This window comes from Parvibaculum sp. (genome assembly GCF_046297875.1).
In the GTDB taxonomy this organism is placed as follows: Bacteria; Pseudomonadota; Alphaproteobacteria; order Parvibaculales; family Parvibaculaceae; genus Parvibaculum.
On record NZ_JBKBHD010000001.1, the window covers coordinates 1,146,153 to 1,161,428 of the forward strand.

Below are 15,276 nucleotides of genomic sequence, written 5' to 3' on the forward strand. Positions count from 1 at the left end.
GAGCGGCGCGTGTTTGTGAGCCTCGGCGTGAGCGTCAGGCTGCGAGGTCGAAGCGGTCGGCGTTCATGACCTTCGTCCAGGCCGCCACGAAGTCTTTCACGAACTTCTCCTTCGCGTCGTCCTGTGCGTAGACTTCGGCATAGGCACGCAGGATCGAGTTCGAACCGAAGACGAGGTCGGCGCGCGTCGCCGTCCATTTCGTCGCGCCGGACTTGCGGTCTACGATGTCATAGAGGTTCTTGCCCTTCGGCACCCACTTGTATGCCATGTCCGTCAGGTTGACGAAGAAGTCCGTCGTTAGCGCGCCTTCGCGGTCGGTGAAGACGCCGTGCTTCGCGCCGCCGTGGTTGGTGCCGATCACACGCATGCCGCCGACAAGCACCGTCATTTCCGCGGCAGTGAGGCCGAGAAGCTGGGTGTGGTCGAGCATCAGCTCTTCCGCCGTCACCGCGTAGTCCTTCTTCAGGAAGTTGCGGTAGCCGTCGGCCGCCGGTTCCATCACGTCGAAGGATTCGGCATCCGTCTGCGCGTCGGTCGCGTCGCCGCGGCCGGGTGCGAAGGGCACCGTCACATTGACGCCGGCCGCCTTCGCCGCCTGTTCGACGCCGAGATTGCCGGCGAGAACGATCACGTCGGCAAGGCTAGCGCCCGTTTCCTTGGCGATCGGCTCGAGGGCGGCCAGCACCTTCTTGAGACGGGCAGGCTCGTTTGCCTCCCAGTCCTTCTGCGGTGCGAGGCGGATGCGTGCGCCGTTCGCGCCGCCGCGCATGTCGGAGCCGCGATAGGTGCGGGCGCTGTCCCATGCAGTGGCGACGAGTTCGCCGGTGGAAAGGCCGGCGGCTGCGATCTTCGCCTTCACGGCGGCGACATCGTAGTCCTTGCGGCCGGCGGGAATCGGGTCCTGCCAGACGAGATCTTCCTTCGGCACTTCCGGGCCGACATAGCGAACCTTCGGGCCCATGTCACGGTGGGTCAGCTTGAACCAGGCGCGGGCGAAGGTCTGTGCGAAATACTCAGGGTCCGCCATGAACTTCTGGCAGATCTGGTTGTAGATCGGGTCCATCTTCATCGCCATGTCCGCATCCGTCATGATCGGGTTGTGACGGATGGAGGGGTTTTCGGCGTCAACGGGCTTGTCTTCTTCCTTGATGCCGATCGGTTCCCACTGCTGGGCGCCTGCGGGAGACTTCTTCAGCTCCCACTCATAGCCGAAGAGCAGCTTGAAATAGCCCATGTCCCATTTGGTCGGATTGGTCGTCCAGGCGCCTTCGAGGCCGCTCGTCACCGACTGGTTGCCGACGCCGCGCGTCTTCTTGTTGAGCCAGCCGAAGCCCTGATCTTCAAGCTCGCCGCCTTCCGGTGCCGGGCCGAGGTTGGCCGCATCGCCATTGCCATGCGCCTTGCCGACGGTGTGGCCGCCGCAGGTCAGCGCCGCGGTTTCCTCGTCGTCCATCGCCATGCGCTTGAAGGTTTCGCGCACTTCCTGCGCGGTCTTCAGCGGATCAGGCTTGCCGCCCACGCCTTCCGGGTTCACATAGATGAGGCCCATCTGCACAGCAGCGAGCGGGTTTTCCAGCGAGGCAGGCTTGTTGTCGCTTTCATAGCGGCCGCGGCCGAGCCATTCCTTTTCCGAGCCCCAATAGGTGTCCTTTTCGGGGTGCCAGATGTCCTCGCGGCCAAAGCCGAAGCCATAGGTCTTGAGCCCCATGGATTCATAGGCGACGGTGCCGGCGAAGAGGATGAGGTCGGCCCAGCTGACCTTGTTGCCGTACTTCTTCTTCAGCGGCCAGAGCAGGCGGCGCGCCTTGTCGAGGTTGCCGTTATCCGGCCAGGAGTTGAGGGGCGCAAAGCGGATATTGCCCGCGCCGCCGCCGCCACGACCGTCAGCGAGGCGGTAGGAGCCGGCGGAGTGCCAGGCGAGACGGATCATCAACCCGCCGTAATGGCCCCAGTCGGCCGGCCACCAGTCCTGGCTGTCCGTCATCAGGGCGATCATGTCCTTCTTCAACGCGGCGAAGTCGAGCTTCTTCAGCTCCTCGCGGTAGTTGAAATCCGGCCCCAGGGGGTTGGTCTTCGTGTCGTGCTGGTGGAGAATGTCGAGATTGAGGGCATTGGGCCACCAGTCTTCATTCGTGGTGCCCTTGCTCACGGTCGTGGCGCCGCCATGCATGACCGGGCATTTACCTTCGGTGCTCATCTGCCTTGTTCCTCCTTGTGCCTTGAGGGGTCCGGTCCCTTGAAGGGATCAGTTTAGAATTATTCCAATTAAAAAATACACGGTTCCACGGCGATTGCAAGCCCATCCGCGGGCATGAAGGCGCCAAGAAAAAGCCCCCGGTTCGCGGGGGCTTCCTCGCGGCGGGCCGGCATGGCGCGGGCGTCAGATGTCCTTGCGCCGGAAGCCCATATTGAAGCTGATCGAGACGCGGAAATCGTTGCTCCGGTTCGGCTGCACGGAATGCTGCAGCCAGCCGGGGAATATGAGCAGCAGTCCTTCCTTGCCGCGGTATTCCATTGCCTGGGTGTTGATCCGCGTCCGCGCTTTTACCGGGAAGGTCGCCATCACGCGCTCGCGCACGGGATCGTAGAATTCGATGTTGCCGCTCCCTTCCGGCACTTTCGCGTAGTAGGCGCCTGAGAGGATCGAATTTGGGTGGACATGGGCCTTGTTGAAATCGCCGGGCCCGTTCTTGTTCAGCCACATTTCCTGAAAGAAGAGTTCGAAGCGGTCGAAGTCGAAGGCGAGGTAATTCGCGCAGCCCGCACAGGCATTGCCGATGATGCGGCGGATCTCTGCAAGATCGTTCGAGAGGTGGAGATTGGCCGCCGAGTGCCAGCCGCCGACATTGGACCGCGTGATGGCGCCGCCATTTCTCTCCAGTTCCTCCAGAACGGACAGAATATGTGCGTTGATGCGCTGATGGTCCGGCACCTGGCGCGACCAGACAGGCGAGGGAAACCAGGTTTCGGGCATGAAGCCCGGCCGCTTCGCCTGTGCGGGCGCCGGTGATTCCTGCGGCGCCGGCACTTCCGCCAGCGCGGGCTTTGCTTCCATCTTCGCCTTCTTCTTCGATGCCGTGCTCATGCGCAGCCCCCGGAAATACAAGCGGGAATGGAGATAGTTCGTGTCGAGAATCGTGTCGGGCCCATGATGCAATCGATCTCCGTTGTATGCGGTTGTGGCCGGATCGGCCCCGGTCATCGCCTCAGACGGGAATCCTAGCGAAGCCCTTCGCCGCGCGAGGCGCTATCGCATCCGAATGGAAGGAGATCGACCTCGCCATGACCGACAAGACAAAACCCGGGAAGAAGAAGTCCGGCGCGCCGAAAGCCGCGCCCGCCGCGAAGGCGGCGTCGCCCGCCGCCGGCACACCGCCGCAATCGGCCGTGCAAAAGAACGGCACGCAGATTTCCTGTTCGCGCGGCCTGCACAATTTCATGGAGAGCAACAGGCTCAGTTTCGGCTTCACTTCTTATCAGAGCGGACGGCTCTATCTCGTCGGGCGGATGCCGCGCGGGCGCGTCAGCTTCCACGAGCGTCACTTCATGCATGCGATGGGTGTCGCCGCCACGCCGCAGCGTCTCTATCTCGGCACGCAATACCAGGTCTGGCGGCTTGAGAATGTGCTCGCTCCGGGCCAGACGCTTGATGGCTTCGACCGAAATTATGTGCCACGCAATGCGCAGACGACCGGCGATGTCGATGTGCATGAGCTTGGCGTCGACCGCAACGGCCGCGTCATCTTCGTCAATACGAAATTCTCCTGCCTTGCGAGTTTCAGCCTGACGCACAGTTTCCGGCCCTTGTGGCAGCCGCCCTTCATTTCGCGGCTTGCGCCGGAAGACCGATGCCATCTGAACGGTCTGGCGATGGAGGACGGCGAGGCGCGCTATGTGACCGCCGTCTGCCGCAGCGACGTGGTGACGGGCTGGCGCGACAGGCGGGCGTCGGGCGGCCTCATCATGGATGTGCAGAGCGACCGGATGGTGACGGAAGACATGTCGATGCCGCATTCGCCGCGGCTACACGAGGGCGGGCTCTTCGTGCTCGATTCCGGCCGCGGAAAGCTTTGCCGCGTCGATGTACAGAGCGGGAAGCGCGAGGATATTGCCTTCCTTCCGGGCTTTGCGCGCGGGCTTGGCTTTCACGGGCCTTATGCCTTTGTCGGATTGTCGCTGCCGCGCGATGGTAGCTTCTCCGGGCTCGAACTCGATGGCGAACTCGAAAAGCGCGATGCCGATCCCTGGTGCGGTGTGCAGATCATTGATACGCGCAACGGCGATGTCGTGGAATGGATCAGGCTGAAGGGCGAGGTGCGCGAACTCTTCGACGTCTTCGTGCTGCCCGGCGTCACATGCCCCAAGGCGACGGGGCTTCTCGACGGCGCGATCCGCAATGAAATCTCGATCGAGACACCGCCGAAGACATCAGCGCGGCCCGAAATGCTGCCGGAATTGCGGGAAGCCGTCGCCTGACGCGCCGCGGGACGGTGATCGCGCACCTGTCATCGTCCCGTTTCGCATCCATTTCACGTGCCGAAATGAATCGATCTCAATCTTCCGGTAACGCGCGCAATGATGCGACTTCAAGGCTATCCGCGCATTTCCGCCGAAAATTCGCTTAATGTGCGATGCGTATTCGTTAAGCCGGACAGTCTCTCCGGAATGGAGGAAAAGCATCCACCTAATTGGCTGCAACTTGAGTGGAGTGGCCCCCGTCGCTCGCGCAGTCTCTCTGCCGAATTGACTCTTTTGGGGGCCTCCAATGACGAAGCGTATCCGCCGCAGCAACTCCGACAAGACACGGCGTATCGACGACAGGCTGATCGGCTCGGCCTATTCCTATTATGGCGGTGTCGTGCGGACGTCCGGCGAGGCGAAAACGCCCCACGGGCTCAAGCGCGTTTTCGCGGCAGCGCTTCTTTCCGGCGCGTCGGTTCTCGCGGTCGGCCTCGCCGGCACAGGCGCGGCAAAGGCAGGGTCGTGCAATACGATCGGCACCCAGGTGATCTGTACGGGCGCATTCGATGAGTCGGTGCAATATACCGGCGTCGAGGATCTGACCGTCACGCTCGGCGCCGGCTCGGTGATCGATACGACGGACGAAACATCCGAAAACGATTTCGACAATGCCGGCATTCTGGTGACGGGCGACGGCACTGTCGCCGTCGTCAATAACGGCTCCATCCTCACCGGCGACAATCTCTTCTACAACGAAGAGGTCTCGTACTTCGGCGGCTATCGCCATCACGGCATCGCCGCCTATTCCGACGACGGCAATGCCTCGGTCCAGAATTCCGCCCAGGGCACAATCGTCACGACATCGAACTATTCGCATGGTGCGGTCGCAGCTGCAGGCTTCGAAGGAATCTGGGGTGGCAATGCCTCGGCTGTGAACCACGGCCTCATCGGCACGGAAGGCAGCGAATCATTCGGTCTTGCCGCGATCGCGAAATACACCGCCTCGGCCACCAATTCCGAGACCGGCGCCATTTTCACCGATGGCGAGGGAAGCATCGGCATCTACGCCTATTCGAAATATGAATCGATCGTCGTGAATAATGGCAGCATCGAGACCTGGGGCGAATATGCCGATGGCATCGTTGCCGTTTCCGGTGGTTCGGTCACGGTCACGAACAGAGGCTCGATCGAAACTGCCGGCGAGAGCGCAAGCGGCATTGTTGCCGCTATCGACTGGGTGTTGGGGGAATATTCCGAAAGCAGCACGGTCACGGTTGCGAATAGCGGTTCCATCGACACGGAAGGCGATTACGCAGACGGCATCAGGGTACACGCCGCCGACGGCTCCGCGACCATCACCAATAGCGGCTCGATCACGACGGATGGCGATGAGGCCCATGGCATTTCGGCGGAGGGCTATTCGGTTTCAGTCGTCAATGATGCGGATGGCGTGATCGAGACATATGGCGACGATTCCCACGGTGTCGATCTCTGGGGGCATTCCGTGTCGCTCGACAATGCGGGCAATATCGTCACCTGGGGTGAGGATTCGCACGCCGTCGTCGCGCATTCGAATGGCGACCTGACGACCACGATCAGCAATTCGGGGTTCATTGGCGCCTATGGCGACGAAGCGGATGCAATCCGCGCCTCCGGCCCGACGGTGCGCATTCACAACAATTTCGTTGAAGGCGACGAGGGCGAAGACGATGTGACCGGGATCATCTTCTCGGAAGACGGGGCGGCCATTCGTATCGATGAATCGGACGATGCGCGCATCTACAACGCCGGAAACATCTACGGAAACATCACGGTCGACGCGGAGAAGTATGGCTACCTCCTCAATGACGGATTGATCGAATCGGACAGGAAGTGGAAAGCGGCCGTCTCCATCGATGTCGATGAGGGCGATGCCATCGTCGAGAATAACGGAACGATTCGCGCAGACAGGCGGAACGCCAAGGGCGTCGAGCTGGAGGGCGACTCTGTCAGCCTCACCAATACAGGCACGATCGAGACGTCGGGCGAGAACGGTCATGCCGTCGATCTCGAGGCCGAGGGTGAGTTCGGCGAGGTCACTCTGACCAATTCGGGCCTCATCGAGGCGTCGGGCGAAAGCGCCGATGCGATCCGCGCCGAAGGCCACAAGGTCACCATCACCAACCAGGCTTTCGTCATTCCGGGCGACGAGGAAGGCGATGAGGACGAGACGGTCCTTGGCATTATCCGTTCGAGCGAGCGGGCGGCAATCCGGGTGGATGAATCCGATTATGTCTATGTGGTCAATGACGGTCTCATCTATGGCTATGTGACCATCGACGCCGGAAAATATGCCTCGGTCGTCACCGGCGAGGGCTCCCTTATCCTGTCCGAACGCCGCAACGTCGCGGCTGTCGGCATCGAGGTCCATGAAGGCGATGCCTATGTCCTTAATGATGGTGCCATTGTCACGACGAGGTCGCGCGCCAGGGGCATCGAGGTCGATGTCTGGGAGGGCGATGCCTATGTACGCAACAATGGCTCGGTCACAACCGGCTCGCTCGATGAGGAAGGCAACCCCGACAAGGGCTGGCGCTCGCATGGCATCGACGTCTATGCCGAGAATGACGCGGCGGTGGTCAATACCGGCGATGTGACCGTCTATGGCGAGAAGGCGCGCGGTATCCGGGTGCAAAGCGATGAAGGCGACGCATTCGGCTTCAACAGTGGCAATATCGATGCCTGGGGCGAAAAAGGCACAGGCCTTTACGTGCGAAGCATCGAGGGCGGATCGAGCTATTCCTACGAATACGGATTCACCTATTACAGCGGCGATGCGCTCGCAGGAAACTCCGGCGATGTAACCACGCGCGGCGACTATGCTTTCGGCGTTGCCGCTGTCTCGGGATATGGCGATGCCGCAGCCTTCAACATTCTGGGCGGTACGATTGCCACGTCAGGCGACGGCGCAGTCGGTCTGGTCGCGGCGGCCGGATATGAAAGCCTGAATGACGGGCATGGAGGTGCCTATTCCAACGAATTCGGCGGCACCGCCATTGCGGTCAACGGCTTGCCGCCAAGCATCGGAGAATTCGGTTATTTCGGCATGTATGGCGGTTTCGAAGGCGCCTGGGAGGCCATCGCCGGTCTTCACGATGTCGAGGAAATGGAGCGGGAGGACTTCCGCTCCACCATCGTCACCACCGGCGATTTCGCGCATGGCGTTGCCGCCATGTCCGCGCATGGCCAGGCGATGGCGGCCAACTTCTACGGCACGGTAACGACCGGCAGCCTCGATGAGGAAGGCGATCCTGCATCGGGCTATGGCGCGCTGGGCGTGGCGGCATGGTCGGGCGAGGGCGGCGATGCCTGGGCCATGAACAAGTATGACGGCCACATCACCACCTATGGCCACAATGCGCCGGCACTGGTCGCACATGGCGATGAAGATGCCTGGGCGATGAACATGCTTCGTTCGACCATCGTCACGCATGGCGACCATTCGTCGGGCATTCGCGCAAGCGCCGGATCGGGAGGCGCCATTGCCTCCAACAAATATGAATCGAGCATCGTTACCCATGGCGACTATTCGCACGGCATGGCTGCTCATGCCGAGGGCGGCTACTACTACGATGGCCAGGACTGGGTGTGGTACGGGGGAGATGCCGTCGCCATCAATGCCGGTTCGACTATCGTTACGCATGGCGTCTATTCGGACGGTATTTCGTCCATGTCAGGCCGGGGCGACGCCCGGGCCTATAATGTGAACTGGACGAATGAGGAAGACGAAATTGTCTCCGGCTCTGTCATCACACATGGCGACGGCGCCGCGGGCATCTATGTCCGCGCGTGGGAAGGCACGGCTACCGCTGTCAATGCCGGATCGGTCTCGACGCACGGCAAATATGCAGGCGGCATCGTGGCTGTCGGCGAAAGCGTCCATGTCGAGAATGCCGGGACGATTGCGACGGAAGGCAAGTATTCGCATGGCGTCGAGGCGTCGTCGAACAGCATCGCCACAACCACGGTCGTCAACAGCGGCACGATAGAGGTCACGGGCGACGGTGCCGACGGCATCCGCGCCAGCGGTCCGACGGTGAACATCACCAATACGGAAGATGGCAGCATCTCCTCGGCCAGTGGCGATGCGATCCATGTCTACGACTCGAAATATGTCTCGATCGTCAACCATGGCGATATTTACGGCGATGTGGTCGTGGCGGGCTTCACCTATCATGCGGAATACGCGCCCGAGGTCCATGTTCTTCATACCGGCTATATCGACGGCAATATCATCACCGTGGAGGCCGGCAGCGACGATACGATCATTGTCGATGGCGGCCGGATCACGGGTGCGATCTTCACCGGCAACGGCACCGACGAAGTGACCGTCCAGGGCGAAGGTGTCGAACTCGGCAAGGGCATCCATGCCGGTGGCGAGGGCACGGCGCATCTCGCCTTCGCGCATGACGACGAAATCCTGCTCGATGACGGTATCGAGGGATGGGCGATCTCCGGCTTCGATCTGGTCGACTTCGACAGCGGTCGTGTGGAGCTTGACGGTTTCGGCATTCATACCGCCGGCGAGGACGGCACAGTCAATGTCGCGGAAGGCGCGGTACTGGCGACGACGGGCGAGGGCGCCCATGTCGCGGCAGCGGAAGTCAATATCGGCGGCACGCTCGATATTGGTCTCGGCGGCTTCTTCGATGTGACGGGCGAAGTCTCCTTCGGTGGCGACAGCCTCTTCTTCACCCGCATCCAGAACACGACGGCGGGCGTCGTCAGCGGCAACACGGTGACTTTCGCCGAAGGTGCCACCATCTTTGCGGATGTGACCGGCGGCCTCGACGCAGTGGTTGGCGAGGATATCCTGATCGCCTCCGCGGCTCAGGAGAACGGCGTCACCGATCATGGCGCGGTGGTGGAGGACAATATCTTCCTCTTCTACTTCGCCAAGGTGATGAATGGCGACATCATCGACACGGGCTCGGCGGATCAGCTCTTCCTGCGCGTCCAGATCGAGGAAACGGCCTTCGACACGGCAGACGATGCCAACTACACGAAGAACCAGCTTTCGATAGCGGATGCGCTCGACGTCTATCTCAGGACACAGCCGCTTTCGAGCCCGCTTGTTCAGTGGCTGGCGCAGTTCGAGACGGAAGAGGAGCAGCGTGCGGAGCTTCTCAAGGTCATCAAGGACACGCTGCCGGAAGAGAGCAACGGCTCCGGCACGGCGACCATCGTCTCGACGGATCTCATCTATGACATGATCATGGACAGGTTGTCGGGCGGCGGCTTCACCGTGGCGCAAGCCGGCGAGACAGGCATGTCCGCAGGCGACGCCGTGCTTGGCGGTGACGGCAAATGGGCCATATGGGGCCGGGCCGGTGCCTCGCGGGCGAAGTTCACGCCCGGTAGCGTCAACGGCTTCGATGCCGATAGCTGGGGCATCACGGTCGGCATCGACGGCGAGGTTGCGGCGAATACGAGGATCGGTTTCGGCGGCTTCTACATCGCCTCCGATGTGGAGGAGAACGGCGCGGGCGCCAATGCCACGAACGACATCACCGGCTATGGCGTTACGGCCTATCTCAGCTACCGGCCCGGCGCCTGGTATGTGAACGGTGCGCTCGGCTTCGGCACCAACGAGTATGACAGCCGCCGCCTGTCGCTGGGCGGCGTGAATGTGGCGAGCTATGAGGGCACGCAGTTCGTGGCGCGCGCCGAGGTTGGTCACATGTTCACCTTCGGCCAGTGGGACATCACGCCCAATGCCGGCCTGCGCTACAACCGGGTCGATATCGATGCCTACACGGAAACGGGTCCGCTTCCGATCAGCGTTGACAGCCAGACGGTCGAGTCACTTCGCGCGGTCGCCGGTGTCAATCTGCGCTACAGCATGCCGCTTGAAAATGGCGGCAAGCTGATCCCCGAACTCGGCGTGAAGGTGCTTGGCGAACTTGCCGACCCGGATCAGGCGATCACGGGCAGTGTGGTTGGCGGCGGCGCCTTCTCGGTCCAGAGCGTGGCGCGGGACGATGTCTCGTTCGGGCTCGGCGCCGGCATCACCTGGGAAGTCTCGGACCGCTTCAGCCTCCGCGTCACCTATGATGGCGAGCTGCAGAGCGACTACAAGGAACATGCCCTTGCAGCAGCGGTCCGCTTCGCCTTCTGATCGCGACGAGCGGGCAAGGAAGAAGGCGCCTCGGATTTCTCCGGGGCGCCCTTTTCATTGGAGAGGACGTCAGCGGCCGATATCGCCGAAGGCGACGACGGCGCCATCCGCCAGATTGACACAGGCGCCCGGTGCCTGCTGCCTCGCCCGGCAGAGATAGAGCGTGCCGCTCCGTTCCACCCAGATGCCGCCCTGCGGATTGGCGATGAGGCGCGGGCTCTTGCCGGGGCCGAGCAGGGCCGTCACGACGATGGCGATGGAGACGAGCGTTGCGGCGGCGACGACCGCATAGGCGAAGTTGAGATCGGGGCGCGGCGCGCGCGGCTGTGTGGCGTTGTTCATACGCGGTATTCCTTCTTGGTGAGAATGCGCCCTCAAAAGAGGGGCAGGTGGTTGAACCAGGCAATGCGGAGCTGGTGGCCTTCCGGCGTGAAGCCGGCAAGCGTCAGGCCGGATTTGCCGACGGGATAGCGGCCGAGCTTGGGAGACTGATAGACGGCGGCCATGCCGAAAAGCTGTTCCTCAGGATTGGCGATGGACCATTCCTCGAGAATCCGGCGGCCTTCCACGGCGAGGCCGATGGCAATCTCCTGCTGTTCGAATTCCGGTGCCGTGAACACGCGCAGGAAGCCGAAGCGCTTGTTGAGAAGTGGACGATAGGGCTGGATGTCGACAGTCGATATGCCGGCCAGCCTGTTGCCGTCATAAGCGAGGCAGCAGATTTCGCGCGCGCGGCTTTCAGGGGTCACGCCGGCGGGCAGAACGCCATGCTCCTTCCAGAGCGCGATGGCATCCCGCTCCAGCTTTCCATCGCGCTTTCGCCAGCCGGAAACATATTTGATCTTGCCCATTGCCCGCCTCCCGGTTGCGGCCGGCGCCGGAGGGTCCGGTACCGGCCGTTGCAGCGGGTTGCATTATCGAGTTGGGCGGGTGGGCTCTGCGAGCGGAGATCGAACCTCTTTGGAGGAATCAGCTTCGGTCTGACGGCTTCAGAGCTCCGAGAAAATCGACCGGCAGCGGGAAGACGATGGTGTTCGTCTTATCGCCGGCGATGTCGTGCAGCGCCGCGAAATAGCGAAGCTGCATGGCGCGCGAGTCGCCCGCAAGAATCTTGCCGGCTTCCACCAGCTTTTCGGCGGCCTGCTGCTCGCCCTCCGCATTGATGATCTTGGCGCGGCGCAGGCGCTCGGCCTCTGCTTGTTTGGCAATGGCGCGGATCATGCTCTCATCGATATCGACATGCTTGATCTCGACATTCGCCACCTTGATGCCCCAGGCATCGGTCTGCTCATCGAGAATGGTCTGAATATCGGCATTCAGCTTGTCGCGCTCGGTCAGCATTTCGTCGAGTTCATGCTTGCCGAGAACGGAACGGAGCGTAGTCTGCGCAAGCTGGCTTGTCGCCTCTATGTAATTCTCAACATTGAGGATCGCCTTTTGCGGATCGACGATGCGGAAATAGAGCACCGCGTTCACCTTCACTGACACATTGTCGCGGGAGATCACATCCTGTGTCGGGACGTCATCGACAAAGGTGCGCAGATCCACCCGCACCATCTGCTGGATGAAGGGGATGATGATGATGAAGCCGGGTCCCGCCACGCGGGTAAAGCGGCCGAGCGTGAATACAACGCCCCTCTCATATTCGCGTAGGATGTTGATTGCGGAAATGAGGAACGCGACGGTGAGAACCGCCAGAAAAATATAGAGTGCAAAGCCGCCCATTGGAGCCTTCCTTCCTGATGATGCGTGGTCTGCCGGTGGCGGCTTACCTTACGACGAGGGTCAAGCCATCCAGTTTTTCAATTCGAACGGTCGAATGCGGCGCAAGTTCGGCGGGTCCGCGCGCGTGCCAGCGCTCGCCATGGATATGGACATAGCCCTCGCCATGGGACCATTCGAGGACGCGGGCTTCGGCACCCGTCATTTCTTCCGCACCGGTCGCGACGGGCCTTCGCATCGCGCGCAGCGTGTAGCCGAGAAGCAGGATCAGCACGGCGGCGCTTGCGACGGCGGTGCCCATGATCGTCCACCAGGAAATCTGGAAGTCCGGGTTGTCGCTGTCGACAAGCATGGCCGCGCCGAAGATGAAGGCGACAAGCCCGCCAAAGCCTGCCACGCCGAAGGTGGGTGTGAAGGCTTCCACCGCCATCAGCGTGAGCCCCAGTACGATGAGCGCAATGCCTGTATAGTCGAGCGGCAGCTGGTTGAGCGCATAGAGCCCGAGCAGCAGGCAGATCGCACCGAGAATGCCGGGACCGAACGTGCCGGGGTTAGACAGTTCGAAGATGATGCCATAGACGCCGATCATCATCAGCAGGAAGGCGACATTCGGATTGCTGATGAGCGCGAGGAGTTCGACCATGAAGCCGGGCTCGACATGCTCGACTTCGGCGCCTGCCGTTTGAAGAGTCTTCTTGCCTGAAGCGGTCACAACCTCGCGGCCATCCATCTGCGCGAGCAGGCTGTCGATGTCGCTTGCGACGATTTCCACCACGCCCTGTTCCAGCGCCTCGCGGGCAGAAAGGCTTGCGCCTTCGCGCACCGCTTCCTCCGCCCATTCGGCGTTGCGGCCATGCGTCTCGGCAAGCGACTTGATGAGCGCGGCGGCGTCGTTCGTCGCCTTCTTCGAAAGGGCTTCCTCGTTCGAGGGCGTGCTGCGTTCGGCTTCGGTTTCGCCCGGCCGTGCGGGCGGCTGTTTCGGTGTGCCGGGCATGCCGCCACCGCCCATCATCACGGGCGTTGCCGCGCCGATATTTGTGCCGGGCGCCATCGCGGCAATGCCCGTCGAATAGATGATGAAGGTACCGGCACTTGCCGCATGGCCGCCCGACGGCCAGACATAGCCGGCAATGGGCACGTCGGACGCCAGGATCGCACTCACAATGTCGCGGGTCGAGGTGACAAGGCCGCCCGGCGTGTCGATGCGCAGCACCAGCGCCTCGGCGTTCCGCTCTTCCGCCTTCGCGATTGCATCCTCGATCTGCTTCGATGTGGCAGGCCCGATCGCGCCCTTGATGGTCGAGACGAGGACGAGGCCCGGCTCGCGCTCTTCCTCCTCCGCCAGCAGCCCGGCAAGCGGCATGAGCGCGCCCATGAGGGCGAGACCCATGAAGAAGAGAAGACGCGATGGAAATGTCATTGAAGCTTTCCTCCGGCGCTTTTCCCCATTCTGCCAAACATCGGCGTACATAGCCATGTTTTCCGGCCGCGCAGGACGGGAAGGGCTGATTCACTTCGCCTGCAGCAGATCCGTCACCATGCGCGTCGTCAGGGAGAGTTCGGTTTCTTCGTCGCATTCGGTTTCGGGCGCGAGCAGCAGCCTCGCGGCCACAAAGCCGAGATTGAGGGAGATGATCGCGCGCGCCGCCGTTTCGGGGGGCAGGTCGTCGCGCACCAGGCCACGCGCCTGAAAACCGGCGACAGCGGCAACCGCGCTTTCCCAAACCCGGCCGCGCCAGTTGTCGACGAACCAGCGGCGTACCGCATCGTCGGTCAGGATCGTCACCAGCAGCATCTTGACCTCGGGTGCCGTGGCGCGGGTCTTCTCGAACCGGGTGCGCAGCAGCCCGTCCTGCCACTCCGCGAAGGAGGGTGTGCCTTGCGCAAAGAGCGCCTCGGTCTCGCTGAAACCTGCCTCGATCGTGACATTCATGAGCGCCGGCAGCATCGCGCGGCCAAAAAGTTCGGCCTTGCTCGGGAAATATTTGAAGAGCGTCCGCTCGGTGGTGCGGGCGGCACGGGCGATATCCGCCGTGCGGGCGGCATGAAATCCCCTGGCGCCGAAAATACGGGCGGCGGCGGCAAGGATCGCGGCCTCGCGCTCGCTGGCCTCGGCGGTTCGGTGCCGCGCCGCCGATTTGACGGTCTTGAGATCGATGCGCTTGCCGGCCATGCCGCCCCCTTTTTGTATAGTCACCACTATACAAGGCTGGAGCTCTGATGTATAGGAAGTATAGTCACGACTATACAAGGGAGCGCCGTCATGGCCCGGCTTGCGAAAAGGCTTAATCCACCCCATGAATTCGGCTGGTCGCTGCGGCAGCCTGAAAGCGCCGACGTCGTCCAGACGCAGCTCGGCGACGGGCGCCGCGAAATCCGCATCGATCATGCCCCGCTTCCCGGCATCACAACCGAAATGCTCGGCTGGTGGTTCCAGCATTTCGACGGTGTCGCCGGGTATCGCGGCAAGAAGCTGCCGGCCTACCACCTGTGGCACCTGCGCGATCATCTTTCCGTCAGTCCATCGCGCAATCGTGAGGGCCGCATCGCGCCGGGCTCGCGCCTGCATATCCGTGAAGTCTTCAATCGCGATCCGCGCTTCGAAACCGACGCCCATGTCGTCATTCACCGCTGGGACAATCGCGGCATCGGCTTTCACAAGCATGTGCTCGGCCATCGCGTGTTCGAGCTGGACCACGTCTTTACCGACGATGCGGCGGGGCTCATCTATCGCAGTTGCCTTCGCGTCGGCGCCGCCTCCGGTCCCCTGGCCGGTCTCATCAATCGCCGTATCGTGCCGCGTCATTTTGGCGGCGCGACGGCGGAAGCATGGATCAGGCACAATGTCGAAGAGGTCGGCTGCTTCCCCGAATTCCTGCCCGAGCTCTTTGCCGCCAAGGCCATCGCTCCCCGCTAGGGTTGGCGTGCCGCATTTG

10 protein-coding genes are annotated in these 15,276 nt (G+C 62.2%); 3 read left to right on the plus strand and 7 right to left on the minus strand.

The genetic code is table 11. The annotated features are described in order from the left end of the window. Positions 1 to 34 precede the first annotated feature (34 nt). Both katG and ACK4FH_RS05705 read right to left on the minus strand, forming a co-directional pair. Positions 35 to 2,197, minus strand: a complete 2,163-nt coding sequence (gene katG / locus ACK4FH_RS05700; RefSeq protein ID WP_409811728.1) for a catalase/peroxidase HPI — start codon at positions 2,195 to 2,197, stop codon at positions 35 to 37. A 183-nt stretch (positions 2,198 to 2,380) separates the two neighbouring features. Next, positions 2,381 to 3,085 carry a 2OG-Fe(II) oxygenase family protein gene (locus ACK4FH_RS05705; protein WP_409811730.1) on the minus strand — a complete coding sequence of 235 codons (705 nt, stop codon included), beginning with the start codon at positions 3,083 to 3,085 and terminating at the stop codon, positions 2,381 to 2,383. A gap of 197 nt (positions 3,086 to 3,282) precedes the next feature. On the opposite strand from ACK4FH_RS05705, the gene ACK4FH_RS05710 reads away from it, so the two are divergent. Beyond that, positions 3,283 to 4,476, plus strand: coding sequence for a TIGR03032 family protein (locus ACK4FH_RS05710; protein WP_409811732.1), 1,194 nt, complete (start codon positions 3,283 to 3,285; stop codon positions 4,474 to 4,476). A 289-nt stretch (positions 4,477 to 4,765) separates the two neighbouring features. Then, the gene (locus ACK4FH_RS05715) at positions 4,766 to 10,618 is read left to right on the plus strand and encodes an autotransporter domain-containing protein (protein WP_409811734.1); all 5,853 of its coding nucleotides are present in this window, start codon (positions 4,766 to 4,768) and stop codon (positions 10,616 to 10,618) included. Between the two features lie 69 nt (positions 10,619 to 10,687). On the opposite strand, the gene ACK4FH_RS05720 is transcribed toward ACK4FH_RS05715, so the two are convergent. From ACK4FH_RS05720 to ACK4FH_RS05740, 5 genes are all read right to left on the minus strand, one after another. Continuing rightward, positions 10,688 to 10,960: a hypothetical protein gene (locus tag ACK4FH_RS05720; RefSeq protein WP_409811736.1), complete on the minus strand. Its 273-nt coding sequence runs from the start codon at positions 10,958 to 10,960 to the stop codon at positions 10,688 to 10,690. A 32-nt stretch (positions 10,961 to 10,992) separates the two neighbouring features. Beyond that, positions 10,993 to 11,469, minus strand: a complete 477-nt coding sequence (locus tag ACK4FH_RS05725; protein ID WP_409811738.1) for a hypothetical protein — start codon at positions 11,467 to 11,469, stop codon at positions 10,993 to 10,995. 118 nt (positions 11,470 to 11,587) lie between these two features. Further along, complete coding sequence (locus ACK4FH_RS05730) at positions 11,588 to 12,343, minus strand: slipin family protein (RefSeq protein WP_409811740.1); 756 nt, start codon at positions 12,341 to 12,343, stop codon at positions 11,588 to 11,590. A gap of 43 nt (positions 12,344 to 12,386) precedes the next feature. Then, entirely contained in the window at positions 12,387 to 13,760 is a 1,374-nt protein-coding gene (locus ACK4FH_RS05735; RefSeq protein WP_409811742.1) for an NfeD family protein, read from the minus strand. Between the two features lie 90 nt (positions 13,761 to 13,850). Next, positions 13,851 to 14,513, minus strand: coding sequence for a TetR/AcrR family transcriptional regulator (locus ACK4FH_RS05740; protein WP_409811744.1), 663 nt, complete (start codon positions 14,511 to 14,513; stop codon positions 13,851 to 13,853). Positions 14,514 to 14,603: 90 nt separating this feature from the next. Here ACK4FH_RS05740 and ACK4FH_RS05745 point away from each other — a divergent pair, with 90 nt between their 5' ends. Continuing rightward, positions 14,604 to 15,257, plus strand: a complete 654-nt coding sequence (locus ACK4FH_RS05745) for a hypothetical protein (RefSeq protein ID WP_409811745.1) — start codon at positions 14,604 to 14,606, stop codon at positions 15,255 to 15,257. Positions 15,258 to 15,276 lie beyond the last annotated feature (19 nt).